The organism is Brevirhabdus pacifica, from assembly GCF_002797755.1.
In the GTDB taxonomy this organism is placed as follows: domain Bacteria; phylum Pseudomonadota; class Alphaproteobacteria; order Rhodobacterales; family Rhodobacteraceae; genus Brevirhabdus; species Brevirhabdus pacifica.
This window is the reverse complement of sequence record NZ_PGFI01000011.1, coordinates 222,618-247,296: the sequence shown is the minus strand read 5'-3', so window position 1 is coordinate 247,296 and position 24,679 is coordinate 222,618. Positions and strand designations below refer to the sequence as shown.

Below are 24,679 nucleotides of genomic sequence, written 5' to 3'. Positions count from 1 at the left end.
CCCTCCGGGGCGCGCCCCCCAACGATCAGCCCCGGACAGGATCCGTCCCGCGCGCCCGGCGGGCGCGCCAGCTCAGCGCAAGCGCCCCCAGCACATAGGCCAGAAGCACCACGATCGCGCTTGCCGCGACGAATGCCGCCAGGGCGGGGGCCGGCCCAGCCTGCGCCAGCCGGTCCGCAAGCGTCGGTGACAGAAGCCCGGCGGGACCGGGCCAGATACCGCCGCGCAGGGCCGAATGCCCCACGGTCGCCGCGAAAAGCCCGGCGACGACCAGCGCGGCCAAGGCCGCTACCGCCCCCACACCGCGCCCGCCGGCATGGCGCGACCCCAGCGCCGGACCCAACGCAAGGCCCAGCGCCCGGCGCAGCCCCACGAATTGCCGCCGCAGGTCCATCTGCACCGCCAGCAGGGCCGGCACCATCAGCAGAACCAGCACCATTCCGAAGGCCAGCCCGTAGCAAAGGGTGATGACCGTAGGCTTGAGGAACTGCGCCTGGGCCGAGCTTTCGTAAAGCAGCGGCGCCAGACCCAGCACGGTCGTCAGCGTCGTCAGAAGCACCGGTCGCAACCGGTCCGAGGCCGCGTCCACGATCGCAGGGAAAAGGCCCCGATCCTCGGAATACTCGTCCACCGTCGTCACCAGCACGATCGAATCGTTGATGATGATGCCGGTCATGCCGATCAGCCCCACCACCGTGAACATCGACAGCGGCACGTCCCAGGACCAATGCCCGTAGATCGTGCCCACCAGACCGAAGGGGATGACCGACATCACCACCAGCGGCCGCGTCCAGGACGAGAAGACCCAAGCCAGCGTCAGGTAGATGCCGACCAGGCACAGCATGAAGCCCAACAGCGCGTCGGACAGGAAATCCCCCTCCTGCTCGGCCAGGCCCGACAGCCGCCAGGAAACGCCGTGCCGCTCCTCGATCGCGGGCAGGATCACGTCCTCCAGCTCGGTCATGATCTCGGTTGCCCGAGCGGCGTCATCCTCTGATATATCGCCCGTGACCGAAACCAGCCGCACCCCGTTCTCGCGCTGGATGGTGGAAAAGCCGCTGCGCCGGGTGACCTGCACGATGTCGGCCAGCGGCACATAGCGGCCGCCGGGCGTGCGCATCTGGGTGCGGTCCAGGAAATCCGCCGTCAGCTCGCCCTCCGGCAGTTCGACCCGAATGGTGGCCGAGCGGGGGCCGTCGGGATAGGTCGCGGCCTCGATCCCGCCCAGCCGGTCGCGCAGGACCCGGCCCAGCCCGTCGATGGTGAAGCCCAGCGCCTGGCCCTGGGCGGTCAGCTCCAGGATCAGCTCTTCCTTGTCATAGGCCAGCGTGTCCTCCAGCGCCGAAACCTCGCCAAAGCGGGCCAGCGTGGTCTTCAGCTCCTCGGCGGCGGCCTTCAGGGTCTCGGTCGGGGCGTTGAAAAGCTGCACGTCCAGCGCATCGCCCCCCGGTCCCGAGCGCCAGCCGCGGAAGCTGACGGTTTCCAGCATCGGGTGGCGGCGAACGCTGTCCTGCAACTCGCCCACGAACTTGAAACTGGAATAGGGGCGCAGGTCCGGATCGATCAGCTCGATCGCGATGGAGCCCAGCAGGTCGCTGTCCTTGTTGTCGGCACCCGCCAGGCCCCGCCCGGTCGAGCCGCCGATCTCGGCCAGCACGAATGCCAGCGGGTTGGTCCCGTGCTCGGCCTCGTATTTCGCGGCCAGCTCCTCGGTCGCGCGCTGCATCTCGCGCATCATCTCGACGGTGTCGGCGCGGCTGGCGCCATTGACCATCGCGAAATTGCCCGAGACCGACCCCCGCTCGGGCGCGTTGAAGAAGCGCCAGGTGACATCGCCGGTCACGAACAGGGCCAGCTGTGACGCCAGCAGCGCGAAGACCGCCGCGATCACCGGGTAGCGCGCCCAGACCACCGCCCGCATCAGGCGGCGGAAGATCCCGTCGCGAAACCGCCGGAAGCCCCGGTTCACCAGCCGGCTGGGCAGGTCATACCAATGTTCCTTGGCGGTGTGGGCCAGCGCATGACTGAGGTGGTTGGGCAGGATCACGAAACATTCCACAAGCGAGGCCAGAAGCACCACGATCACCGTGAACGGAATGTCCTTGATCAGATCGCCGAAACGCCCGCCTACCACCACCAGCGCGAAGAAGGCGATAACCGTGGTGATCGTGGCCGAGAAGACCGGCAGCGCCATGCGCCGGGCCGCGTTCTCGGCGGCGACGACGGGCGGCTCTCCCAGGCGTCGGGCGCGAAAATCGGCGTGTTCGCCCACGACGATGGCATCGTCGACCACGATGCCCAGCGTAATGATGAGCGCGAATAGCGAGACCATGTTGATGGTCAGGCCGGCGGCATACATCAGCGCGATGGCGGCGGCCATCGCCACCGGGATGCCGGCCGCGACCCAAAGGGCAATGCGCGCGTTGAGGAAAAGAAACAGAAGCCCCACCACCAGGCCCAGCCCCAGCAGCCCGTTGTCGAGAAGCAGGTCCAGCCGCCCGGTGATCGCCTCGGCCCGGGTGCGGATCAGGCTGATATCCACCCCCCGGGGCAGGCTTGCGCGCATCTCGGCCACGACCTCCTCGACCGTCTTCTGGATACCGATGGCGTCGCCCCGCTCAGTACGGTCCACCCTGACGGAGATCGCGGGATCGGGTCCGACGAAATAGGCCCGTTGCCGGTCGATTCCTTCCTGCGTGACCCGGGCCAGATCCCCGATCAGCAGCTTGGATCCATCGGGGTTGGAGCGCAGGGCGATGGCCTCGATCTGGTCGGGGCTGCGCTTGGCCACGCCGGTGCGAACCCGGGCGTTGGCGCCCGAGACATCGCCCGCCGGGTCCGCCCGTGCCTCCTCGGCGATGGCCTCGGCGATGGCGCGCATGGTCACGTCATGGCGGATGAGGGCGGCGGTCGGCACCTCGACGATGGTTTCGGGGGCGGCGACGCCACGGATCGTGGTGCGCGTCACCCCCCGGGCGAAAAGCCGCGCCACCAGCTCGTCAGCCAGACGGCCAAGTTGGTCCACCCCCACGGGGCCCGTGACCACGAGGTCTGTCACCCGGTCGCGCCAGGCGCCGCGCCTGACTTCGGGTTTCTCGGCCTCTTCGGGCAGGTTCGAGACCGCGTCGACCGCCGCCTGCACGTCGTCGGCGGCACGCGCCATGTCCCAACCCGGTTCGAACTCCAGCCCGATCGAGGCGCTGCCCTCGCGCGAGGTCGAGCTTGAGGATTCGACCCCCTCGACCGCCAGCAGCACCGGCTCCAGCAGCTCGACGATGCCGGCGTCCACATCCTCGGCCCCCGCCCCGTCCCAGCGGACCGAGACCGAGACGCTGTCGATGATGACATCGGGAAAGAACTGTGCCCGCATCCTTGGGATGGCGACGACCCCTGCGGCAATCATCAGCACCAGCACCAGATTGGCGGCAGTGCGATGGCGGGTGAAATACGAAAGGATCCCCCCGATGGCCGAGGCGACCTGCTGACGGCGCGCCGGCTGGGCGCGGTCGGTGCCGGTGCCCTGCCCTTGGCCCCGGTCCTGGCCCTGGCCCTGATCTTGGCCAGCCATGCTCAGCCCCCCATCCGGCCTTCAAGCCGGTCAAGGACACGCGCGGGGACCGAGGGCTGTGCCAGTTGCGCCAACAGCCGTTCCTTGACTTCGGGCGGCATGCGCTTGTTGCCCTCGATAAAGGCGATCAGCTTCTGGCGCCGCTCATCCGTCAGCTCGACCATCTCGGCCTCGTCCTCGGCCCGGGGCTGGGCACGGGCGGAGGCGTTGTCGGTCTTGCCGTCCACGATCTCGTCCGTTTCGGCGGGGCGTAGCGGCTTGACCCGGATGCCCGCTCCCAGCAGCGGCGAGCGTTCGGCCACCACCTCGCGCCCGTAAAGACCCTCGGCGCGGACCAACACGTCGTCGCCCTGGCGGCGCAGAAGCTCGACGGAAAGCGTCTCAAGCCGGTTCCCCTCGGCCAGCACCAGCACCGTGCCGCGCGCATCGAGCGCCGAGGCCGGCAGCCGCGCCACCCCCTCCAGCAACGGTTCGGTGACGCGGACGGTGACGAAATCCCCCGGGCGAAAGCCGGGGGCGCGGTCCAGTTGGGCAAAGAGAAGACGGCCGGTCTGCCCCTCGCCCACCGCCGCGCTGACCCGCGAGATGCGGCCACCGGCGGTCAGTTCGATCCCCGACAGGTCCAGCAGCGCCGTCACCTCGGCATGGGGCAGGTCGCCACCGTCGCCGGCCAGGCGCGCGTATTGGCCGACGGAAATGCGAAACTGGACCTCCAGCGCGTCGGGGTCGATCAGCCGCGCCAGGCGCTCGTTGCCCGTCACCAACCCGCCCTGCACGACGCCCACCTCAGAGAGGGTGCCGGCGAATTCCGCGCGCAGGACCGTGTCCTCAAGCCGCCGCTCGGCATCGCGAAGGTTTATGCGGGCCCGTCCCAGCCGGGTGCGCGCCAAGTCGATGCGGGTCTCGCCCTGGGCCAGGGCCTGCCGGCGCGAGACGACCGATTGGTCGGCCTGGGCTGCGGCCAGCTCGGCGGTCTCGACCTGGGCGGCGGTGCCGACACCGCGCCCCGAAAGGTCGCGCTGACGTTTCAGCGCCTGCGCCCTCAGGTCGGCCTGCGCCTGGGCAGCCGCCAGCTCGGCGCGGGCAAGCTCCAGCGCCCGCTCGGCATCGCGCTGCTCTGCCTCGGCCTCCTCCAGGTCCGAGCGCGCAACCTCCAGCGCCGACTGGGCCTCCCGCGGGTCGATCCGCAACAACACCTGTCCGGCCTTGACCACGCCGCCATCGACGAATTCGCGCGCCAGCTCGACGATGGTGCCGGCCGAGGGGGCGCGCAATTCCAGCGTCCGGCGCGAACGGACTTCGCCGAAGGTCGTCAGTTCGGGGTGCAGGTCGATGGCCTCGGCGGTCAGGACGTTGACGGCCACCACCCTTTCGCGGGCGGGCCGCTGGGGCGTGTCACGGGCCCAACGTTCCTGAAGCGCGCCGTAAAGCGTCTGCGCGCCCAGGCCCAGAAGGCCCAGGGTCACGGCAAGAAGGAACAGCCCCACGAGGGAGCGGCGCAGAAATCGCATGCAATAGACCCCGTTTGCGCCCCGAAGACATGGGCGTTTCACGATAGCGTGCCCCGCCTCCGGAACCAAGCCACAGTGGCGTGACGCCCCGCGTGCCTATTTCCGGCGCAGATGCTCGTCGAGGCGGGGCATGATCTCGACGAAATTGCAGGGCCGGTGGCGCAGGTCGAGTTGCAGCTTCAGGATCTCGTCCCAGGCGTCCTTGCAGGCCCCCGGGCTGCCGGGAAGGGCAAAAAGATAGGTGCCCTGCGCCACGCCGCCGGTGGCGCGCGACTGCACCGCCGAGGTGCCGATCTTCTTCATCGAGACGATGGTGAAGACCGTCGCGAAAGCCTCGATCTCTTTCTCGTAGACATCGCGGTGGGCCTCGACCGTGACATCGCGCCCGGTCAGGCCGGTGCCGCCCGTCGAGATGACCACATCGATGGCCGGATCGGCGCACCAGTCGCGCAACTGCGCCGCGATCTGCGCGCGTTCGTCGGGCAGGATGCGACGGTCGGCCAGTTGGTGGCCCGCCTCCTCGATCCGGTCGACCAGGGTCTGGCCCGACCGGTCCTCCTCAATCGAGCGCGTGTCGCTGACCGTCAGCACGGCGATGCGCACGGGCACGAACTGTGCGTTTTCGTCGATACGGCTCATGGCTCAACCTTTCTCAAGAAATGCCAGGCGCAGGGCCAGCCCGGCGAAAATTCCGGCCGAGATCCGGCCCATCCAGCGCCCGGCCCGGCCCTCGCCGCCACCCAGGCGGCGGCCCAGCCGATGCGCGAAGATCCCGGCCAGCGCGTTGATGACGAACCCGCCCAGCGACACGATCGCGCCCAGCACCAGGAACTGCACAAGGACCGAGCCGCGCGCGGGATCGACAAACTGCGGGATGAAGGCCAGCACGAACAGGATGACCTTGGGATTGGTGAGGTTCACGACCATGCCCTGACGCAGGCTGGCCCAGGCACCGCGACCGGCCGGCCCGGCCGCGACCTCGCCCACCTCCTGCGCGCGCGCCGAGAGCCCCGAGCGGCGCAGCGTCTGCCACGCCAACCACAGCAGGTAGGCCACGCCCAGCCAGCGGATCACCTCGAAGGTCCAGGGCATGGTGGCGATGACGGCGCCCAGGCCCAGCCCCGCCAGCGCCACGTGCACCACCCCGCCCAGCGCGACCCCCGCGCTGGCCGCCACCGCCGCCACCGACCCGGACCGCAGCCCCTGGCCCGCGCAAAACAGCATGTCCGCCCCGGGGGTCAGGTTCAGCGCCAGCGCCGCCGGTACGAAGGTAAGCAGCGTGACCGCGTCGACGGGCCAAAGCGCGCCCCCCATCAGCCCGCGTCGCCTTCGGCTCGCTCCAGCCGCGCGCGCAGCGACAGCAGGTCCGCCCATGCCAGCCGCTTGGCGTCGGGCGTCCGCAACAGGTAAGCCGGGTGCAGCATCGGCAGGACCGGGCGGCCCAGCGCCTCGGTCCAGTTGCCGCGCAGGCGGGTGATTCCCTTCTGCCCCAGGCAGGCGTGGCAGCTGACGTTGCCCATCAGCACCAGCACGTCGGGCGCCGCCAGGGCGACGTGCTTCTCGACGAAGGGCATCATCATCGCCACCTCGTCGGGCTGGGGATCGCGGTTGCCGGGCGGGCGCCAGGGCAGGATGTTGGCGATATAGACCGCGCGGCCCGGATCCTCGGCGCCGCGCGCAAGGCCGATGGCGTCAAGCATTCGGTCCAGAAGCTGCCCTGCCTTGCCGACGAAGGGGCGACCCTCGATATCCTCGTCGCGGCCCGGCGCCTCGCCCAGGATCATCACCCTGGCGCCCGCCAGCCCGTCGGAAAAGACGAAGTTGCGCGCGCCCTTCTTCAGCTCGCAATGCTCGAACGCGGCCTGTGCGCGGGCCAGCGCCTCCAGATCGCCCGCCCCCATCGCCGCCGCCGTGGCCTCGGCCACCGGATCTACCTCGGGCATGGGGACATGGCCAGTGGGGCCGGTGGGGGCGGCGGCGCCTGCGGAGGCCGGCGCGCCGGTTCCGCTCCGGCCGGGCTGCGCCGCATCGCGCGCGGGCGGCTGGTCGACCGCCTCGAACCGGTCGATGGGCTCCTCGGCGATGGCCTCGGTCGCGCCCAGCTCGATCTGCCATTCCAGCAGCGCGCGGGCGGTCTGATGATCGAGGGTTTCGGCAAGGCTGGCGTCCATGCCCGGCAAGTTATGCCTGCCCGCCCGCAAGGTAAATGCCCCATCGTCCGCGCGCCGAGGCTTGCCGGATGCCCCGCGCGGACCTATAAGGCCTCCGGTCGCGAAGGGGGCAGCATGACATTCCGCCACAGACATCTTCTTGGCATCGAACCGCTGCATCAGGAAGATATCCGCACGATCCTCGATCTTTCCGAACGCTACGTGGACCTCAACCGCCAGAGCAAGAAGCACCTGGACGTGCTGAGCGGTCTGACCCAGATCAACATGTTCTTCGAGAATTCGACCCGCACCCAGGCCAGTTTCGAACTGGCCGGCAAGCGGCTGGGCGCGGACGTGATGAACATGGCCATGCAGGCCAGCTCGCTCAAGAAGGGCGAGACGCTGATCGACACGGCGCTGACCCTGAACGCCATGCACCCCGATCTGCTGGTGGTGCGCCATCCGCATTCGGGGGCCGTCAACCTGCTGGCCGACAAGGTCAACTGCGCCGTGCTGAACGCCGGCGACGGGCGCCACGAACACCCCACCCAGGCGCTGCTGGACGCGCTGACGATCCGCCGCGCCAAGGGTCGGCTGCACCGCCTGTCGATCGCCATCTGCGGCGACATCGCCCACAGCCGGGTTGCGCGCTCGAACCTGCTGCTGCTGGGCAAGATGGAGAACCGCGTGCGCCTGATCGGCCCGCCCACCCTGATGCCCTCCCGTATCGAGGAATTCGGCGTCGAGGTCTTCGACGACATGCGCGAGGGGCTGCGCGACGTGGACGTGGTGATGATGCTGCGGCTTCAGAAGGAACGGATGGACGGCGGCTTCATCCCGTCCGAGCGTGAGTATTACCACCGCTTCGGCCTCGACGAGGAAAAGCTGGCCCACGCCAAGCCCGACGCCATCGTCATGCATCCCGGCCCGATGAACCGCGGGGTCGAGATCGACGGCACGCTGGCCGACGACATCAACCGCTCGGTCATCCAGGAACAGGTCGAGATGGGGGTCGCCGTGCGCATGGCGGCGATGGACCTGCTGTCGCGCCACGGCCGCGAAGGCGAGGACCAGGCATGAGCACCACCCTTTTCATCAACGCCCGCCTGATCGACCCCGAGGCCGGCACCGACAGCCTCGGCAGCCTGCGCATCCGCGACGGGCGCATCCTCGACATCGGGGCCGAACCGGCCCCTGCGGCGGGCGAGGGGACCGAGGTGGTCGACTGCCAGGGCGCCTGCCTCGCCCCCGGCATCGTCGACATCGGCGTCAAGATCTGCGAGCCGGGCGAGCGGCACAAGGAAAGCTTCCGCACCGCCGGCCTGGCGGCGGCGGCCGGCGGCATCACCACCATGGTGACCCGCCCCGACACCGCCCCCGCCATCGACAGCCCCGAGACGCTGGAATTCGTCACCCGCCGCGCGACCGAGGCCTCGCCCGTGCGCATCCTGCCCATGGCCGCCCTGACACGGGGACGCCAGGGCCGCGAGATGGTCGAGATCGGTTTCCTCCTCGATGCCGGCGCCGTCGCCTTCACCGACTGCGACCAGGTGATCCAGTCGCCCAAGGTTTTTTCGCGCTGCCTGACCTACGCACGGGCGCTGGGCGCGCTGGTCATCGCCCATCCCCAGGACCAGGGGCTGTCGGCCGGGGCCGCCGCGACCTCGGGCAAGTTCGCCTCGCTGCGCGGCCTGCCCGCCGTCTCCCCCATGGCCGAGCGGATGGGCCTCGAGCGTGACCTCGCGCTGGTCGAGATGACGCGCGCCCGCTACCACGCCGACAATCTCTCCAGCGCCGCCGCCCTGCCCGCGCTGGAACGCGCGAAGGCCGCCGGCCTCGACGTCACCGCCGGCGTCAACATCCATCACCTGACGCTGAACGAGCTCGACATCGGCGACTACCGCACCTTCTTCAAGATCAAGCCGCCCCTCCGCGCCGAGGAGGACCGCCGCGCCATGGTCGAGGCCGTGGCCGGTGGCCTGATCGACATCATCTCGTCGATGCACACCCCCCAGGACGAGGAAAGCAAGCGCCTGCCCTTCGAAGAGGCCGCCTCTGGCGCCGTCGCCCTCGAAACCCTGCTGCCGGCCGCCCTGCGCCTGGTGCACGCGGGCGACATCGACCTGCCGGTGTTGCTGCGCGCCATGACCCTCAACCCGGCCCGCCGGCTGGGGCTCGAGGCCGGGCGCCTCGCCGCCGGCGCCCCCGCCGACCTGATGCTCTTCGACCCCGACCGCCCCTTCGTGCTGGACCGCGCCACGTTGCAGTCGAAATCCAAGAACACCCCCTTCGACGGGCAGCGGATGCAGGGCCGGGTCCTGGGCACCTGGGTCGGCGGCACCCGCGTCTTCGAAGGTTAGGCCCCGGCGACATCGCGCCCCTGCCACGGGCCATTGAACCCGCGGCCCGCCTGCTTCATTGTCGCGAAAATATCCTCGCCGAAGGCCTCGGGCCCTGCCCGGCCGCGCGCCACCCGGCGCAGGCACCACCCCTGGAGCCCGCATCATGCCCGTCTTCGACACCCCGATCGCCGCCCTGCTGCTGACGGCCCTGCTCGGCTACTTGCTGGGCTCGGTGCCCTTCGGACTGGTGATGACCCGGCTCTTCGGGCTGGGGGACCTGCGCCGGATCGGGTCGGGCAATATCGGCGCGACCAACGTGCTGCGCACCGGGAACAAGACCGCGGCTTTCCTCACCCTTGTGCTCGACGCAGGCAAGGGGGCCATCGCCGTGCTGCTGGCCCGCGCCCTGCTGGGGGAGGACGCCGCACAGATCGCCGGCTTCTTCGCTTTTCTTGGCCATTGCTACCCGGCGACACTGGGGTTCAAGGGCGGCAAGGGCGTTGCTACCTTCCTCGGCACGCTGCTGGCGCTCTACTGGCCGGCGGGGCTTGCGGCCTGCGGCGTCTGGCTGGTGATGGCGGCGATCTTCCGGATCTCCTCGCTGGCGGCGCTGGTGGCGGCGGCGGCGGCACCGCTGCTGCTCTACCTGCTCGGCATGCCCCAGGCGGTTCTCTTCGGCGCGGCGCTGGCGGCGTTGATCTTTCTGCGCCACCGGGCCAACATCGCCCGGCTGGTGACGGGGACCGAACCCCGGATCGGCCAGAAATAGGCGTCGCCGCCCACCCTACCCCCGGAAGGCCAGCCATGGGTTTTGTCCCCTCAGTCCGCCACAGCCTGCGCAACTACGCCGTCTTTTCGGGCCGCGCCTCGCGGGCGGAATTCTGGTGGTTCCAGCTCTTCTACTTCCTGGGCACGATGGCGGCGGCCGTCCTCGACGGGGCGGTCTCGGGCCACGCCAGTTCAGGTGGCTGGATTTCGGCCCTCTGGTCGCTGGCGCTGCTCCTGCCCTCGATCTCCTTGCTGGTGCGCCGGCTCCATGACATCGACCGCACCGGCTGGTGGGTGCTGCTGATGCTGCTGCCGGCGGTGGGGATGCTGGTGCTGCTGGTCTTTGCCCTGATCAGGGGCAGCGCGGGGCGCAACCGCTTCGGCCCGCCGCCGGGGCACGGCGCGCCGGACCCCTACGCGGACGAGGACTGGGCGGACGAGGACTGGACGGACGACGCGGGCACGCCCGTCGCCCGGACGCGCATTCCGCCCGTGCCCCGGGCGGGACGGGGCGACAACGCGCCCTGACGCGCGGTCAGTAGGAATATTCGGCGTAGATCCGGCTCAGGTCGCCATCCCATTCGCCGTGGTACTTCGCCAGAAGCTCGTCGGCCGGGACCGTCCCCGACTCGACGCTTTCGCGCAGCGCATTCAGGAAATGGGTCTCGTCGGGGACAAGGCCGCCGGCGCCGGGACGGGCGCGGGATTTCAGCCCTTGCTCGGCGATGCCAAGCACTTCGCGGGCCAGGTCATGCATGCGGATGCCGCCCGCCTCCGCCTGAAGTCCGTCGACCGAGGCCGCGACGCGCAGCGCCTCGCGCTGCTCCGCGCTCCAGCCCCGCACCAGGTCCCAGGCCGCGTCCAGCGCCCCCTGGTCATAGGTCAGGCCCGCCCAGAAGGCCGGCAGCGCGCAAAGCCGGCGCCAGGGCCCGCCGTCGGCGCCACGCATCTCGATGAATTTCTTCAGCCGCGCTTCGGGGAAGATGGTCGTCAGGTGATCGGCCCAGTCCGACAGGCTGGGCGTCTCGCCCGGCAGCGCCGGAAGCTCGCCCCTCATGAAGTCGCGGAACGACTGGCCCAGCGCGTCGATGTACGTGCCGTCGCGGTAGACGAAATACATCGGCACATCGAGGGCATAGTCCACCCAGGCCTCGAAGCCGAACCCCTCGTCGAAGACGAAGGGCAGCATGCCCGTCCGCGCCGGATCAAGGTCGCGCCAGACCCGCGAACGCCAGGATTTGTGACCGTTGGGCTTGCCCTCGAAGAAGGGCGAGTTCGCGAAAAGTGCGGTCGCAACCGGCTGCAGGGCCAGCGCCACGCGCAGCTTGCGGACCATGTCGGCCTCGGATTCGAAGTCCAGGTTCACCTGCACGGTGCAGGTGCGGTACATCATCACCTTCCCCATGCTGCCGACCCGGTCCATGTAATCGGTCATCAGGCGGTAGCGACCCTTGGGCATCATCTCCATCTGGTCGTGGGTCCATTCGGGCGCGGCCCCCAGGCCGATGAAACCCGCGCCGATGTCGTCGGCGACGCTCTGGACCTCGCGCAGGTGAACGTTCACCTCGTCACAGGTCTCGTGGATGGTCTCCAGCGGGGCGCCCGAAAGTTCCAGCTGGCCGCCCGGCTCCAGGCTGACATTGGCCCCGTCCTTGAGCAGGCCGATGATCTTGCCGCCCTCCTCGACCGGGGCCCAGCCGAAGCGGTCGCGCAGACCCTCGAGGATGGCGCGGACCGAGCAGTCGCCCTCGTAGGGCAGCGGCAGCAACGTTTCGCGGTTGTAGCCGAATTTCTCGTGCTCGGTGCCAATGCGCCACTGGTCGCGGGGCTTGCAGCCTTCGGCCAGGTATTCGGCCAGCTGCTCGTGCCGCTCGATCGGACCGCCGCCGGACTGGGGAATGGACATGGCTTGGCTCCGATCTGAGGCGTTGTCCGTCAGGACAACCGGTGGGTTTCGTCAGGCCGACAGGGGTGCGACGTTGTGGCGGGGGTGTCAAGGCCCGCGCCCGTCGGGGACCATCGACCGATCCGCCCCGTGGACCTAGTGCAGACGCGTGACGCGACCACCGTTTCGCCCGGCGTTCCCGCCCCCCGCAACGCCACCCGTAACACTCCCCGTTCCGGTGCCGGGGCGGAGCCGCCCCTCGGGGCGCTGCCAAATCTCGCGCGTGCCGGGCCCGGTCTGGCGGCTGAGGGCGACGAGCCGCGCCGCGTCCATCCCCTCCAGCGCCGCGAAGGCATCGAAGAGAAGGCGCGAGCCTTCGGCATCAGCCGGGATCAGAAGCGAGCGTCCCTCGTCATCGATTAGCTGCCAGCGGGCGCGGCCCCCCGCCTCGGTCACCAGGCGGATCGAGTGCAGCGCCACCAGCGCGACCGAGCCGCCGTGGAAGGGCCCGAAATAGCGGATCTGTCCCTCGTCCAGCTGCACCACCCCCGGCCCGCCACGGCCCGAGCGGAAGCGCCCCCGCCGCACCGCCACCCACAGATAGGCCGAGCCGATCACCACCACCGCAAGGCCCAGCCCCTGCAAGAGCAGCCCGCCCAGAGAGATCATCCAGATCCCGGCAAGGACAACGCCCGCCGCCGCGATCGCCTCCCGCCAGTGCAGGATGGCGCGGCGCAGTTCGGGGCGGACGGGGTTCATGGCCGCCCCCCGGGCGCGGTCGGCCCCTGGCCGGAAGGCTCTCCGTCTGCCTGCCAATCGCCATGGCGAAGCTGCCACAGGGTCATCGCCGCGACCGCCGCCGTGTCCGCCCGCAGAATGCGCGGTCCGAGCGAGACAACCTTGGCCTGGGGAAGGGCATGCAGCCGCTCGCGCTCTGCCGGGCTGAACCCGCCCTCGGGGCCGATCAGGATCGCCCAGGGCCCGTCGCCCGCGCCGCCCTGCGCCCCGGACGGTCCGGCCACGTCGGGCACGGCCTGGCCCACCCGCGCCTCGTCACAGAACATCAGACGCCGCTCGGCCGGCCAGCGATCCAGCAGCGCGCCCAGCTTCTCCAGCCCTTCGACCGAGGGGACGAAAGTGCCGCCGCATTGCTCGGCAGCCTCGACCGCGTGGGCCTGGAGCCGGTCCTGCCGGATCCGGTCCGAATTGGTGAAATCGGTCTGCACCGGGCAGATCCGTCGCGCCCCCATCTCGGCCGCCTTCTCGACGATGAAATCGGTGCGCGCCTTCTTGATCGGCGCGAAAAGCAGCCAGAGGTCGGGCGGCAGGGCAAGGGGGCGGGTCTGCGCGACCGCGCGCAGGCTGCCGCCGCGCTTGCCGGCCTCGGCAACCTCGGCGTGCCATTCGCCGTCGCGCCCGTTGAACAGGCTCAGCCCGTCTCCGGCGCCCATCCGCATCACCCCGAAGAGGTAATGCGCCTGGTCCCGGTCCAGAGGAACCGTTTGCCCCGCCCCGAGCGGGTGATCTACATAAAGGCGAACCTTGGAACTCATGGACCGGACCATATGACCGACCAAACCGAAGCGCCAGAGGCCGGGCACCCTTCCCGCCCCGGACAGGCAGGCCCCGGCACCGACGTGCAGGTGGCCGACGCGGTGCGCCGGAACTGGGTCGACACCCGGGCCCCCGCCGCCTGGCGCCCCTACCTGCGGCTCAGCCGGCTGGACCGGCCGATCGGGACGTGGCTGTTGCTGCTGCCCTGCTGGTGGGGGCTGCTGCTGGCCGCGTTCTCGACGGGGCGGTTCGGATTCCACGACCTCTGGATCCTCGCGGCCTGCGGAGTTGGCGCAATCGTGATGCGGGGTGCGGGATGCACCTGGAACGACATCACCGACCGCAACATCGACGACAAGGTCGCGCGCACCCGCTCGCGTCCGCTGCCGTCGGGACAGGTCAGCACGCGCGGCGCGCTGGTGTGGATGGCGGCGCAATGCCTGGTCGGTCTGGCGATCCTTCTGACCTTCAACTGGGCGGCGGTGGGACTGGGCGTGGCGTCTCTGGGACTGGTCGCGATCTACCCCTTTGCCAAGCGCTTCACCTGGTGGCCTCAGGTCTTCCTGGGCCTGGCCTTCAACTGGGGCGCGCTGCTGGCCTGGACGGCCCACACCGGCAGCCTGGGTTGGCCCGCGGTCCTTCTTTACTTGGCCGGAATCGCCTGGACCCTGTTCTACGACACCATCTACGCCCATCAGGACAAGGAGGACGACGCGCTGATCGGGGTCCATTCCACGGCCCGCCTTTTCGCCGAGCGGACGCCGCTGTGGCTGCGCGGATTCCTGGTGATCTCGGTCGTGCTGATGATGCTGTCGGTGATGATCGCGGCGGGGCCCGGCGCCAACCCGCTGGCCCTTGCGCTGGCGCTTGGCGGGGCCTGGGGGTTCGGTTGGCACCTGGCCTGGCAACTGGGTCGGCTGAACATCGACGACACCGATTGCTGCCTGCGGCTGTTCCGTTCCAACCGGAACGCGGGGCTGATCCCCGTGCTGTTTCTCGCCGTCGCGGTCCTCATACGATTGAACGCCGGCGGGTGACGGGCTAGACACGCGCCACACGTTCCCAACCACGGCGGCACCATGCGTCTCGGTCAAAAGATCATCATCGCTCTCATCTTCGTGGTTGCGGCAGGTCTCAGCGTGGTGACCTCCCGCGTTGCGGTCCAGTGGATCGAGGAACGCACCCTCGCCGCCGTCGACCGCGTCATCGCCTTCCGCGGCATCGACTGGGTGGATGCCACCGCCGACGGGCTGCGCATCCGCCTGATCGGCACCGCGCCCGACGAGGCCCGCCGTTTCGAGGCCCTGTCGATCGTCGGCAGCGTCGTCGATTCCGAGCGGGTGATCGACGCGATGGAGGTGGTCGACACCTCGAACATGCCGCCGCCCAAGTTCTCCATCGAGATCCTGCGCAACGATCGCGGCATCTCGTTGATCGGCCTGATCCCGGCCGAAAGCGAAAGCCGCATCATCGTCGACCGCATCGAGGAGCTGACGCGCAATGCCCGCGTCGCTGACATGCTGGACGAGGGCGAGTATCCCGTCCCCGAAGGCTGGCCCGAGGCACTGGATTTCGCAATCGAGGCGCTGGGCCTGCTGCCCCGTTCGAAAATTTCGGTCGCGGCGGACATGGTCGCGATCACCGCCATCACCGGCTCTGCCGAGGAAAAGCAGCGGCTGGAGGAAGAGCTGGCTCTGCTGGCGCCCGAGGGGCTGCTGGTCACCACCGACCTGACGGCGCCGCGCCCGGTCATCACCCCCTTCACCCTGCGTTTCGTCAAGGAAGCCGAGGGCCCGCGCTTCGACGCCTGCTCGGCCGACACGCCCGAAGCCCGCGACCGCATCCTGGAAGCCGCTGCGCGGGCCGGCGTCACCGGCGAAATCGACTGCACCATCGGCCTGGGCGTGCCCAGCCCCAACTGGGCCGCCGCCGTCGAGACCGCGATCGCCAAGCTGGACCAGCTTGAGGGCGGCAACATCACCTTCTCGGATGCCGACGTGACCTTGGTCGCGCTGGAGACCGTCGAGCAGGCGGATTTCGACCGCGTCGTCGGCGAGCTGAAGGCCGACCTGCCCGAGGTCTTCTCGGTCAAGGCGATCCTGCCCGATCCCCCGGCCGAGGAAGGGGGCGACAAGGCCCCCGTCATCCCCGAGTTCACCGCCCGCCGCGACGAAGAGGGTGCCTTGCAGATGCGCGGCCGCCTGCGCGACGAGATGATGCAGGATGCGGTCACCGCCTTCGCCCAGGCCAAGTTCGGGGCCGACCGGGTCTACAACGCCACTCGGCTTGACGACACCCTGCCCGACGGCTGGCCGGTGCGTGTGCTGGCCGGGCTTGCCGCCATGTCCGAGCTTGAGACCGGCGCCCTCGTGGTCCGCCCCGACCTCATCCGTATCGAGGGTGAGACCGGCAGTGCAGACGCGCGCCAGCAGATGGCCCGGATCCTGTCCGAGCGGCTGGGAAAGCAGGACAAGAACTACGAGCTGGACGTGCGCTACATCGAGGCGCTGGACCCCTCGGCGGCCCTGCCGACGCCGCGCGAATGCGCCGACAGCATCCAGGCCGAGATTGCCAAGCGCAAGATCACCTTCGCCCCCGGCTCGCTGGAGATCGACCCCGAGTCGCTGCCGACGGTGGACGCCATTGCCCGCATCCTCGACGAATGCACCGACGTGCGTTTCGAGATCGGCGGTCACACCGACAGCCAGGGCCGCGAGGAGATGAATCTGAACCTCAGCCAGGCGCGGGCCGACTCGGTGCTGAACGCCCTGATGGCGCGGCAGGTGCTGACCGGCAATTTGACGGCCAAAGGCTATGGCGAGAGCGACCCCATCGCCGACAACGACACCGAGGATGGCCGCGAGGCCAACCGCCGGATCGAGTTCCGCCTGCTGGCCGCCGCCACCGATCGGGCCAAGGCGAAAGCCAAGGCCGAGGGTGAGGCCGCCGACAAGCAGGCCGCCGCGACCGCCCCCGACGGGGCCGGCGAAGAGGGCGGCCCGGGCGCGGACGAACCGACCGAGGGGGCAGCCCCCGCCGACAGTGATGCCGAAGACCCGTCCAGCGCCACCGGGGCGACCGGGACAACCAACGGAGAAGCCCGATGAACCGCAGCGAATTCATCATCGTCATCGCGATCATCCTGTTCGCCTCATTCATCCTGGGCTGGTTCGCCTCGTGGATCATGACCCGGCTTTCGCGGGTCACGCAGGCCGACATGAGCGAGCTTGAGCAGATGGCCAAGTCGCTGCACGAGGCCGAGGAAACCCGCGATCAGGCCATCGCCTACATGCAGCAGCGCGAAGGCGAGCTGACCAATCAGTTGGCCCAGACCGAAGCCGAACTGCGGGCTGCCATGGACGGGTTGCGCGACGCCCGCGAAGAGGCCGAGGAGCTGCGCGCCTATATCGAGCATGTGAAAAACGCGGGCTGAGCCTTCCCGGCCCTGCCCGCTGACTGCTGCCCGCCGACTGCTGACTGCCGCCGGCAGACGCCCGCGGCTCAGCTGCGCAGCAGTTTCAGGCCCTGGGTCACATCGGCCCGCACGGCCAGACGCAGGCCGGGTTCATCCCCCGCCCGCAGGGTTGCCAATATCAGCCGGTGATTGCGCGGCGCTTCGGCCCGGCGCAGACGGCCGTAAAGCTTGCGCATGGTCGGCCCCAGTTGCAGCCAGACCTGTTCGGCCATCGCCAGCATCGCCGGCGCCTGCGCGCGCAAATAAAGGCTGCGGTGAAACTCCAGATTGGTGCGGATGTAGCCCACGGCATCCTGCTTGACGATGGTCTCGGCAATGGCGCTCTGCACCGTCTGCATCCGGTCGATCAGGGCCAGGTGGGCGCGTGGCAGGGCACGGGCGGCCAGCTCGGGCTCGATCAGGGCGCGCAGGGCGGCCAGCTCCTCGATCCGGTCGTTCGACAGCTCGGGCGTCGAGATCCGCCCCGACGACGACAGCGTCAGCGCCCCCTCGGCCACCAGCCGGCGCACCGCCTCGCGGGCGGGGGTCATCGACACGTCGAAATCCCGCGCCAGACCGCGCAGAGTCAGGGCGCGGCCCGGCTCGATCTCGCCATGCATGATCTGAAGCCGCAAGGCGCGGTAAAGCCGATCGTGGATCGGCGGGGTCGCATCGCTTTGGCGTGTCTGCATCAACATTCATCCATGCTGCGCCGGGGCGCTTACGGCGTCAACTCGAACCGCCAGGCGTGCAGGCTGGTGCCATGACGGCGCAGCCAGGCCCGCGGCTCCCGGTAGCCCGGGCAAAGCGACTCGACCACCGCCCAGAAGGCGGGCGAGTGATTCATCTGCTCAAGATGCGCCACCTCATGGGCGGCGACATAATCCAAAACCTGCGCGGGCGCGAGGATCAGCCGCCAGGAATACATCAGGTTCCCCTCGGACGAACAGGACCCCCAGCGCGAGCGCGTGTCGCGAAGGGTGATGCGGCCATAGTCCCGGCCCAGCGCCCCCGCATGGTGGTCCGAGGCCGCGACCAGCCGGTCGCGCGCCAGCGCCTTCAGCTTGCCCGCCAGTGCCGGTCCCGCGTTGTCGGTAAATTCTTCGCCACTCGCCGGCATCTCGATCACGCCGTCGCCAAGACGCACCCGTGCCCCGGACCCGGGCAACAGCCGGTGCGGCCGTCCCTCGACCGGGAACTCGGCGCCCGGAACCAGGTCCCGCGCCGGCGCACTCTGGGCGATCATCCGGCGCAGCCACTGGGCCTTTTCGGCCACGAATCGCTCGGCCGCACGGCGGGGCGCATGGGTGGGCATCGACAGGGTGGCACGCCCGTCCAGCTGCGAGACACGAAGGGAAAGACGCCGCGCGCGCCCCGACCGGCGCAGGGTGACGCTGACCGGCGCGAGGCCGTCGCCGTCGCCCGGCAGTTCGATCGTGTCTCCCATTCTGCTGCGGCCTCCTGATACTTGTCCGGCGAAAGCCTTTGACACGGCCATAGGGTTATGGCAGGTGACGCCGACTTCAAAAAGCTCGAACTCGTAAAAGGGGGTGTTTCATGCCCAAAGAGGAATGGGGCGTCAAACGTGTCTGCCCGACGACCGGCAAGCGATTCTACGATCTCAACAAGAACCCGATCGTCAGCCCCTACACGGGTGAGGTGGTCGTGATCGATACCGGCAGCAAGTCCCGCACGATGCTGGCGGACAAGGCCGATCCGAAGACGGTCAAGGAAACCGAAACCGAGGACGACGATCTGCTGGTCGACGACGACGACAATGATGTCGATCTGGACGATGACGTTCTTGAAGACGACGACGATGACGAGACGGTCGCCCTTGACGACCTGACCGACGTCGCCGCGAACGACGACGACTAAGCCGGGTTTTCCGGGTCGCCGGGCACCCGTGCCCGCGATTTTGGGGCAGGTTTGCAGATACCGAATTTTTTCGCTTGCATGCCTCTCTGCCCTTACATAAACAGCGGGCGCGGACAGGATCCGCACCCGGAAGGGGCCTTAGCTCAGTTGGGAGAGCGCTTGCATGGCATGCAAGAGGTCAGGGGTTCGACTCCCCTAGGCTCCACCATTCCCCCCTTTCTTCAAGCGGCTTGCCCACAGGATTGTCCACAGCGGCAATGCGACCCTGTGCGCCGGTCCGGCCCGACCTGGCGCCTGCCTGTTAAACAGGCGATTTGCCGTTCGCCGGGGCAGTTGACGTACGCGCCTTATGCTTGATCGCCTCTGCATTCACTTTATATTTCAACTACTTGTCCAAATCCCGCGATCGACGGCACCTCTTAAATCCCGCGATCGCGTCGGATTTCCGCGGCGGAGTTGGCTCGCGTTGCACCGGCTCGCGCCGCGGATGGGGGAAGCGAAAGCCGCGACCGCGCGCCGCAAATGCTCCACAGCTGCCTGCGGACCTTTCCCGCCCCGGTCCGGGCCCGCTGGGGGCCACCCCTCGCCCGGCCTCTTCACGTCGGGTCATCCGCCTTGCGCCGCCCCCGGCGTCATGCGATTTTTGCCGCTGGAGGCCCCATGACCGGATACGCAGAATGACCCGCCCCGTGACAGACCCGACCGAGGCGGCCGCGCTTCGTTCCGAAAGCCACCAGCTGCCCCAGCTCCACGAACCCCGCAACCCGGGGATGGCGCTGGATACCGACTGGGTGGCCCGGGTGCAGGCCAACACCTCGGCGATCGAGCGGCGCGCCGCCACCCTGCCCGGCCGCCGGTCGCTGAAGAAGGCGCACCAGGCCGCGTGGCTTTTGCGCGCGATCACCCTGATCGACCTGACCACCCTGTCGGGCGACGACACCGAGGGTCGGGTGCGCCGGCTGTGCGCCAAGGCCCGCCAGCCCGTGCGGCCCGACCTGCTTGAGGCCCTGGGAATGGGCCCGATCACCACCGGCGCCGTCTGCGTCTACCATGAAATGGTCCCGACCGCCGTGCGCGCGCTGGAGGGCACCGACATTCCCGTCGCCGCCGTCTCGACCGGCTTCCCCGCCGGCCTGTCGCCCTTCCGCCTGCGGCTTGAGGAGATCCGCGAAAGCGTGGCCGCCGGTGCAAGCGAGATCGACATCGTGATCTCGCGCCGGCATGTGCTGACCGGCGATTGGGCCGCCCTTTATGACGAGATGCGCCAGTTCCGCGACGCCTGCGGCGAGGCCCACGTCAAGGCCATCCTTGCCACGGGCGAGCTGGGCTCGTTGCGCAACGTGGCCCGGGCCAGTCTGGTGTGCATGATGGCGGGGGCGGACTTCATCAAGACGTCGACCGGCAAGGAATCGGTGAACGCCACGCTGCCCGTCTCGCTGACCATGATCCGGGCCATCCGCGACTATCAGGACGCAACCGGGGTCAAGGTCGGCTACAAGCCTGCGGGCGGCATCTCCAAGGCCAAGGACGCGCTGACCTACCTCGCCCTGATGAAGGACGAGCTGGGCGACCGCTGGCTGCAACCGGATCTTTTCCGCTTCGGCGCCTCGTCGCTGCTGGGCGACATCGAACGCCAGTTGGAGCATCACGTCACCGGGCGCTACTCGGCCCTGCACCGTCACCCCGCGGGATGATGCCCCGGACCCGCCCGACCGGAACCCTGCCGTTCCCCTCGGCCAAGACAGGAAGGACCCGCCCATGACCGTCCAGGAGATCTTCGAGACGATGGACTACGGCCCCGCCCCCGAAAGCGCCGCCGCGGCGCAGGAGTGGCTAGAGCGGTCCGGCCGCGCCTTCGGCCATTTCATCGGCGGGCAGATGACCGCCCACGCCGGCGGGCTCGACAGCCGCAACCCCGCCGATGGCAGTCATCTGGCCAGCCTCAGCCAGGCCGATGCCGCCGCCATCGACGCCGCCGTCGCCGCCGCCCGCAAGGCACAGGCAGACTGGGCCGCGGACGGCGCCCGCCGGGGGCGTGTGCTTTATGCAATGGCGCGGCTTGTGCAGAAACACGCCCGCCTGCTGGCCGTGCTCGAGACGCTCGAGAACGGCAAGCCGATCCGCGAAAGCCGCGACATCGACATCCCGCTGGTGGCCCGCCACTTCTACTACCATGCCGGCCTGGCCCGGCTGATGGAGGACGAGATGCCCGCCCAGCGCCCCCACGGCGTCTGCGGTCAGATCATCCCGTGGAACTTCCCGCTGCTGATGCTGGCGTGGAAGGTGGCGCCGGCCCTGGCGGCGGGCAACACGGTGGTCCTGAAACCAGCGGAAGACACATCGCTCACCGCGCTCTTCATGGCCGAGATCTGCACCCAGGCGGGCGTGCCCCCCGGGGTGGTCAACATCGTCACCGGCGACGGCCGCGTCGGCGAGATGATCGTGGCGCACGAGGGGATCGACAAGATCGCCTTCACCGGCTCGACCGAGGTCGGCCGCCGCATCCGCGAGGCCACCGCCGGCACCGGCAAGGCACTGACCCTCGAGCTGGGGGGCAAGTCGCCCTACATCGTCTTCGACGACGCCGATCTCGACTCGGCCGTCGAGGGGCTGGTCGACGCGATCTGGTTCAACCAGGGGCAGGTCTGCTGTGCCGGCTCGCGCCTGCTGGTGCAGGAGGGCGTGGCCGAGCGGTTCCACGACAAGCTGCGCCGGCGCATGGACGGGCTGCGGCTGGGCGATCCGCTGGACAAGTGCATCGACGTGGGCGCCATGGTCGACCCCGCCCAGTTGGAGCGCGTCAGCCGCATGGTCAGCGAAGGGCTTGAGGCCGACCCGGGCGCCGAGGTGCACCGCACCGGCGCTGCCCTGCCCGACGGGGGCTGTTTCTATCCGCCGACGCTGATCACCGGCCTGCACCCGGCCTCGCCCCTGATGCAGGACGAAATCTTCGGCCCGGTGCTGGTCGGCACCACCTTCCGCACTCCCGCCGAGGCCGTGGCGCTGGCCAACAACAGCCGCTACGGGCTGGCGGCGACGGTCTGGTCCGAGAACCTGAACCTGGCGCTGGACGTGGCGCCGAAACTGGCCGCCGGCGTGGTCTGGATCAATGCCACCAACCTCTTCGACGCCGCCGCCCCCTTCGGCGGGCTGCGCGAAAGCGGCTTCGGCCGCGAGGGCGGGCCCGAGGGGCTGGCGGCCTATACCCGGCCCCGCGCCGAGGCGACTGAACTCTCGCGCCTCCGGCCGGTCGAGGCGCCCGCCAAGGGTGCGGCCCCTTCCGACGGGTTGCTGGACCGCACCGCCAAGAACCTTGTCGGCGGCAAGCAGGCGCGCCCGGACAGCGGCTATTCGACCCCGGTGTGGTCGCCCGACGGGCGCCTGCTGGGCCACGTGGGACAGGGCAACGCCAAAGACATCCGCAACGCGGTCGAGGCCGCCGGCACCGCCGGCGCGTGGTCGCGCAGCACGGGCCACGGCAGGGCGCAGATCCTCTATTATCTGGCCGAGAACCTCGCCGCCCGCGAGGCCGAATTCGCGACGCGCCTGCGCGACCTGGGCCAGGTCGATGCCGACGGCGCCGCCGCCGAGGTTGCGGCGAGTGTCGACAGGCTCTTCACCGCCGCCGCCTGGGCCGACAAGTTCGACGGCCGCGCGGCGGGCGTGCCCCTGCGCGGGATGGCCCTTGCCCTGCGCGAACCCGTGGGCGTCATCGGCGCGCTTTGCGCCGACGAGGCGCCGCTGCTGGGTTTCGTCACGGTGCTGGGCGCGATTCTGGCCACGGGCAGCCGCGCCGTCCTGATCCCGTCGGAGGCCGCGCCGCTGGCGGCGATGGACCTGATGCAGGTGATCGAGACCTCGGACGTGCCCGCGGGGGTGGTCAACATCATCGCTGGCCGGCACGAGGATCTGGCCGCGCCGCTGGCTGGGCACATGGATGTCCAGGCGGTCTGGAGCTTCTCGTCCTCGGACCTTTCGGAAGGGATCGAGCGCGCCTCGGCCGCCGATCTGAAACGCACCTGGGTCAACCACGGGCGCGGCCTTGACTGGCACGCGCCCGCCGGTGGGCTGAAGCCGTTCCTCGAGCAGGCAACCGAGGTCAAGACCGTCTGGGTCCCCTACGGCGAATAGGCAGACCCGCGGGGACGGCGCGCGCCGTCCCCCAAGCCCCTCGAACTTCAGCCGATCACGTTGAAATCGGGCCCGTAGGGATAGCCGGTGATATTCTCGGCCCCCTCCTCGGTGACGATCAGGATATCATGCTCCCGGTAGCCGCCGGCGCCCGGCTGGCCCTCGGGGATCGTCAGCATCGGCTCCATCGAGACGACCATGCCCGGGCGCAGCACTGTCTCCACGTCCTCGCGCAGTTCCAGCCCGGCCTCGCGCCCGTAATAGTGGCTGAGCAGGCCGAAGGAATGGCCATAGCCGAAGCTGCGGTATTGCAGCAGGTCGCGCGCGGCGAAATATTCGTTGATCGCCCCCGTGATCGCCGCACAGCTCATCCCCGGCCTGATCAGCGAGATCCCCAGATCATGGGCGCCGACATTGGCCTCCCAGATCCGGGCAGAGTCCGTGTCGGGCTGGCCCAGGAACAGCGTCCGCTCCAGCGCGGTATAATAGCCCGAGATCATCGGGAAGGTGTTGAGCGACAGGATATCGCCATCCTGCAACCTGCGCGCCGTGACGGGATTGTGGGCGCCGTCGGTGTTCAGCCCCGACTGGAACCAGACCCAGGTGTCGCGGTATTCCGCGTCGGGAAAACGGGCAGCAATCTCAAGCTCCATCGCGTCGCGCCCGGCCATGGCGACATCGATCTCGCGGGTGCCGGTGCTGACGGCATCGCGGATGGCATAGCCGCCGGCGTCGGCCACGGCGGCCCCGGCCCGGATCAGCGCCTGTTCGGCCGGGCTTTTGACCAAGCGCAGGCGCATCAGGTCGGGGCCCATGTCACTCACGGCGGCGGGGCTCAGCATTCCCTCCAGCAGGTCGCGGGCCTGAAGGGTCATGTGATCCCCCTCGATCCCAAGCGCGGCGCCCGGTCCCGTCACCGACAGAACCGCACGCCAGAAATTATCGCGCCGCCAGTCGGTGTAGGTGATGTTGTCGCCGTGGCTGCGGCGCCAGGGCTGGCCCGCGTCGATCCCGGCCGAGATTGTGACGCACTCGGTGGCCGTCACGACGCAGCCATAAGGCCGACCGAAGGCGCAGTAGAGAAAGCCCGAGTAATAGGCGACCCCCTGCATCGAGGTCAGCAGCACCGCGCCCACCCCCCTTTCATCCATGCGGGCGCGCAGATGCGCCAGCCTGTCGTTGTATTCGCCGGTCTCGAAGGGAAGCGGCGCCTTGGTGCCGTTGTGAAAGCGGAAGAAGTCGGGGCGCGCGGTCGCGGCGGCCAGGGATTTGGCATCCTGCATGGCGTGGCCTTTCATCAAGGGCCACCGGGGGAGATCCCCGGCAAGCCGGTGACATCCCGGCGTTCAGGACGGAAAAGACAGCCCCGCATGGGGCGGGGGACCGGCGACGCCATCGCCCGGTTGACGGGATCGAACCCCATCCGGGGCATTTTGGC

Annotated in this window: 21 protein-coding genes and 1 tRNA gene; 11 read left to right on the top strand and 11 right to left on the bottom strand. The window is 69.5% G+C overall.

The window, feature by feature from the left end; genetic code table 11:
• Positions 1-25 precede the first annotated feature (25 nt).
• The 5 genes from CLV77_RS01375 to CLV77_RS01355 form a co-directional block, all read right to left on the bottom strand.
• Complete coding sequence (locus tag CLV77_RS01375; RefSeq protein WP_083707746.1) at positions 26-3,568, bottom strand: efflux RND transporter permease subunit; 3,543 nt, start codon at positions 3,566-3,568, stop codon at positions 26-28.
• Between the two features lie 2 nt (positions 3,569-3,570).
• Positions 3,571-5,079, bottom strand: a complete 1,509-nt coding sequence (locus tag CLV77_RS01370) for an efflux RND transporter periplasmic adaptor subunit (RefSeq protein ID WP_076979594.1) — start codon at positions 5,077-5,079, stop codon at positions 3,571-3,573.
• A gap of 96 nt (positions 5,080-5,175) precedes the next feature.
• Positions 5,176-5,718 carry a molybdenum cofactor biosynthesis protein B gene (gene moaB, locus CLV77_RS01365; RefSeq protein ID WP_076979595.1) on the bottom strand — a complete coding sequence of 181 codons (543 nt, stop codon included), beginning with the start codon at positions 5,716-5,718 and terminating at the stop codon, positions 5,176-5,178.
• A gap of 3 nt (positions 5,719-5,721) precedes the next feature.
• The gene (locus CLV77_RS01360; protein WP_076979596.1) at positions 5,722-6,393 is read right to left on the bottom strand and encodes a LysE family translocator; all 672 of its coding nucleotides are present in this window, start codon (positions 6,391-6,393) and stop codon (positions 5,722-5,724) included.
• Positions 6,393-7,250, bottom strand: a complete 858-nt coding sequence (locus tag CLV77_RS01355; RefSeq protein WP_076979597.1) for a uracil-DNA glycosylase — start codon at positions 7,248-7,250, stop codon at positions 6,393-6,395. The genes CLV77_RS01360 and CLV77_RS01355 overlap by 1 nt, the downstream gene beginning before the upstream one ends.
• A 114-nt stretch (positions 7,251-7,364) precedes the next feature.
• Here CLV77_RS01355 and CLV77_RS01350 point away from each other — a divergent pair, with 114 nt between their 5' ends.
• The 4 genes from CLV77_RS01350 to CLV77_RS01335 all read left to right on the top strand — a co-directional run bounded on the left by CLV77_RS01350 (position 7,365) and on the right by CLV77_RS01335 (position 10,867).
• Positions 7,365-8,309, top strand: coding sequence for an aspartate carbamoyltransferase catalytic subunit (locus CLV77_RS01350; protein ID WP_076979598.1), 945 nt, complete (start codon positions 7,365-7,367; stop codon positions 8,307-8,309).
• A complete protein-coding gene (gene pyrC / locus CLV77_RS01345) occupies positions 8,306-9,589 on the top strand; it encodes a dihydroorotase (RefSeq protein ID WP_076979599.1) in 1,284 nt (427 codons plus the stop codon). Before CLV77_RS01350 ends, pyrC begins: the two co-directional genes overlap by 4 nt.
• 145 nt (positions 9,590-9,734) lie before the next feature.
• Positions 9,735-10,340, top strand: coding sequence for a glycerol-3-phosphate 1-O-acyltransferase PlsY (gene plsY, locus CLV77_RS01340; protein WP_076979600.1), 606 nt, complete (start codon positions 9,735-9,737; stop codon positions 10,338-10,340).
• A 35-nt stretch (positions 10,341-10,375) separates the two neighbouring features.
• On the top strand, positions 10,376-10,867 hold the full coding sequence (locus CLV77_RS01335; protein ID WP_076979601.1) for a DUF805 domain-containing protein: 492 nt from the start codon (positions 10,376-10,378) through the stop codon (positions 10,865-10,867).
• Positions 10,868-10,874: 7 nt separating this feature from the next.
• Here the strand turns inward: CLV77_RS01335 and CLV77_RS01330 are convergent, their stop codons facing one another.
• From CLV77_RS01330 to CLV77_RS01320, 3 genes are all read right to left on the bottom strand, one after another.
• Positions 10,875-12,245, bottom strand: a complete 1,371-nt coding sequence (locus CLV77_RS01330) for a glutamate--cysteine ligase (protein ID WP_076979602.1) — start codon at positions 12,243-12,245, stop codon at positions 10,875-10,877.
• A 135-nt stretch (positions 12,246-12,380) separates the two neighbouring features.
• Positions 12,381-12,983: a hypothetical protein gene (locus tag CLV77_RS01325; protein ID WP_076979603.1), complete on the bottom strand. Its 603-nt coding sequence runs from the start codon at positions 12,981-12,983 to the stop codon at positions 12,381-12,383.
• Positions 12,980-13,777, bottom strand: coding sequence for a 16S rRNA (uracil(1498)-N(3))-methyltransferase (locus CLV77_RS01320; RefSeq protein WP_076979604.1), 798 nt, complete (start codon positions 13,775-13,777; stop codon positions 12,980-12,982). Before CLV77_RS01320 ends, CLV77_RS01325 begins: the two co-directional genes overlap by 4 nt.
• Positions 13,778-13,789: 12 nt before the next feature.
• Between CLV77_RS01320 and ubiA the strand changes: the two genes are divergently transcribed.
• Genes ubiA through CLV77_RS01305 form a run of 3 tightly spaced genes read left to right on the top strand, consistent with a single transcriptional unit; the run spans position 13,790 to position 17,211 of the window.
• Entirely contained in the window at positions 13,790-14,815 is a 1,026-nt protein-coding gene (ubiA, locus tag CLV77_RS01315; RefSeq protein ID WP_418222449.1) for a 4-hydroxybenzoate octaprenyltransferase, read from the top strand.
• Positions 14,816-14,857: 42 nt separating this feature from the next.
• Positions 14,858-16,885 carry an OmpA family protein gene (locus CLV77_RS01310; RefSeq protein WP_076979606.1) on the top strand — a complete coding sequence of 676 codons (2,028 nt, stop codon included), beginning with the start codon at positions 14,858-14,860 and terminating at the stop codon, positions 16,883-16,885.
• The gene (locus CLV77_RS01305) at positions 16,882-17,211 is read left to right on the top strand and encodes a hypothetical protein (protein ID WP_076979607.1); all 330 of its coding nucleotides are present in this window, start codon (positions 16,882-16,884) and stop codon (positions 17,209-17,211) included. Before CLV77_RS01310 ends, CLV77_RS01305 begins: the two co-directional genes overlap by 4 nt.
• 68 nt (positions 17,212-17,279) lie before the next feature.
• Here the strand turns inward: CLV77_RS01305 and CLV77_RS01300 are convergent, their stop codons facing one another.
• Both CLV77_RS01300 and CLV77_RS01295 read right to left on the bottom strand, forming a co-directional pair.
• Entirely contained in the window at positions 17,280-17,930 is a 651-nt protein-coding gene (locus CLV77_RS01300; protein ID WP_076979608.1) for a GntR family transcriptional regulator, read from the bottom strand.
• 23 nt (positions 17,931-17,953) lie between these two features.
• Positions 17,954-18,679: a M48 family metallopeptidase gene (locus tag CLV77_RS01295; RefSeq protein WP_076979609.1), complete on the bottom strand. Its 726-nt coding sequence runs from the start codon at positions 18,677-18,679 to the stop codon at positions 17,954-17,956.
• Between the two features lie 110 nt (positions 18,680-18,789).
• On the opposite strand from CLV77_RS01295, the gene CLV77_RS01290 reads away from it, so the two are divergent.
• The 4 genes from CLV77_RS01290 (at position 18,790) to CLV77_RS01275 (ending at position 23,241) form a co-directional block, all read left to right on the top strand.
• Positions 18,790-19,110, top strand: a complete 321-nt coding sequence (locus CLV77_RS01290; RefSeq protein ID WP_076979610.1) for a TIGR02300 family protein — start codon at positions 18,790-18,792, stop codon at positions 19,108-19,110.
• A 132-nt stretch (positions 19,111-19,242) separates the two neighbouring features.
• Positions 19,243-19,318, top strand: a tRNA-Ala gene (locus tag CLV77_RS01285).
• Positions 19,319-19,787: 469 nt separating this feature from the next.
• On the top strand, positions 19,788-20,804 hold the full coding sequence (deoC, locus tag CLV77_RS01280; protein WP_076979611.1) for a deoxyribose-phosphate aldolase: 1,017 nt from the start codon (positions 19,788-19,790) through the stop codon (positions 20,802-20,804).
• A 64-nt stretch (positions 20,805-20,868) separates the two neighbouring features.
• Positions 20,869-23,241, top strand: a complete 2,373-nt coding sequence (locus tag CLV77_RS01275) for an aldehyde dehydrogenase family protein (protein ID WP_076979612.1) — start codon at positions 20,869-20,871, stop codon at positions 23,239-23,241.
• A gap of 47 nt (positions 23,242-23,288) precedes the next feature.
• Here the strand turns inward: CLV77_RS01275 and CLV77_RS01270 are convergent, their stop codons facing one another.
• Positions 23,289-24,524, bottom strand: a complete 1,236-nt coding sequence (locus CLV77_RS01270) for a M24 family metallopeptidase (protein ID WP_076979613.1) — start codon at positions 24,522-24,524, stop codon at positions 23,289-23,291.
• Positions 24,525-24,679: the final 155 nt, after the last annotated feature.

What these genes read in the sequence shown, in the direction of transcription:
- CLV77_RS01375 (WP_083707746.1), bottom strand. Translation starts at nt 3,568, where the DNA reads ATGGCTGGCCAAGATCAGGGCCAGGGCCAGGACCGGGGCCAAGGGCAG.
- CLV77_RS01370 (WP_076979594.1), bottom strand. Translation starts at nt 5,079, where the DNA reads ATGCGATTTCTGCGCCGCTCCCTCGTGGGGCTGTTCCTTCTTGCCGTG.
- moaB (WP_076979595.1), bottom strand. Translation starts at nt 5,718, where the DNA reads ATGAGCCGTATCGACGAAAACGCACAGTTCGTGCCCGTGCGCATCGCC.
- CLV77_RS01360 (WP_076979596.1), bottom strand. Translation starts at nt 6,393, where the DNA reads ATGGGGGGCGCGCTTTGGCCCGTCGACGCGGTCACGCTGCTTACCTTC.
- CLV77_RS01355 (WP_076979597.1), bottom strand. Translation starts at nt 7,250, where the DNA reads ATGGACGCCAGCCTTGCCGAAACCCTCGATCATCAGACCGCCCGCGCG.
- CLV77_RS01350 (WP_076979598.1), top strand. Translation starts at nt 7,365, where the DNA reads ATGACATTCCGCCACAGACATCTTCTTGGCATCGAACCGCTGCATCAG.
- pyrC (WP_076979599.1), top strand. Translation starts at nt 8,306, where the DNA reads ATGAGCACCACCCTTTTCATCAACGCCCGCCTGATCGACCCCGAGGCC.
- plsY (WP_076979600.1), top strand. Translation starts at nt 9,735, where the DNA reads ATGCCCGTCTTCGACACCCCGATCGCCGCCCTGCTGCTGACGGCCCTG.
- CLV77_RS01335 (WP_076979601.1), top strand. Translation starts at nt 10,376, where the DNA reads ATGGGTTTTGTCCCCTCAGTCCGCCACAGCCTGCGCAACTACGCCGTC.
- CLV77_RS01330 (WP_076979602.1), bottom strand. Translation starts at nt 12,245, where the DNA reads ATGTCCATTCCCCAGTCCGGCGGCGGTCCGATCGAGCGGCACGAGCAG.
- CLV77_RS01325 (WP_076979603.1), bottom strand. Translation starts at nt 12,983, where the DNA reads ATGAACCCCGTCCGCCCCGAACTGCGCCGCGCCATCCTGCACTGGCGG.
- CLV77_RS01320 (WP_076979604.1), bottom strand. Translation starts at nt 13,777, where the DNA reads ATGAGTTCCAAGGTTCGCCTTTATGTAGATCACCCGCTCGGGGCGGGG.
- ubiA (WP_418222449.1), top strand. Translation starts at nt 13,790, where the DNA reads ATGACCGACCAAACCGAAGCGCCAGAGGCCGGGCACCCTTCCCGCCCC.
- CLV77_RS01310 (WP_076979606.1), top strand. Translation starts at nt 14,858, where the DNA reads ATGCGTCTCGGTCAAAAGATCATCATCGCTCTCATCTTCGTGGTTGCG.
- CLV77_RS01305 (WP_076979607.1), top strand. Translation starts at nt 16,882, where the DNA reads ATGAACCGCAGCGAATTCATCATCGTCATCGCGATCATCCTGTTCGCC.
- CLV77_RS01300 (WP_076979608.1), bottom strand. Translation starts at nt 17,930, where the DNA reads ATGTTGATGCAGACACGCCAAAGCGATGCGACCCCGCCGATCCACGAT.
- CLV77_RS01295 (WP_076979609.1), bottom strand. Translation starts at nt 18,679, where the DNA reads ATGGGAGACACGATCGAACTGCCGGGCGACGGCGACGGCCTCGCGCCG.
- CLV77_RS01290 (WP_076979610.1), top strand. Translation starts at nt 18,790, where the DNA reads ATGCCCAAAGAGGAATGGGGCGTCAAACGTGTCTGCCCGACGACCGGC.
- deoC (WP_076979611.1), top strand. Translation starts at nt 19,788, where the DNA reads ATGACCCGCCCCGTGACAGACCCGACCGAGGCGGCCGCGCTTCGTTCC.
- CLV77_RS01275 (WP_076979612.1), top strand. Translation starts at nt 20,869, where the DNA reads ATGACCGTCCAGGAGATCTTCGAGACGATGGACTACGGCCCCGCCCCC.
- CLV77_RS01270 (WP_076979613.1), bottom strand. Translation starts at nt 24,524, where the DNA reads ATGCAGGATGCCAAATCCCTGGCCGCCGCGACCGCGCGCCCCGACTTC.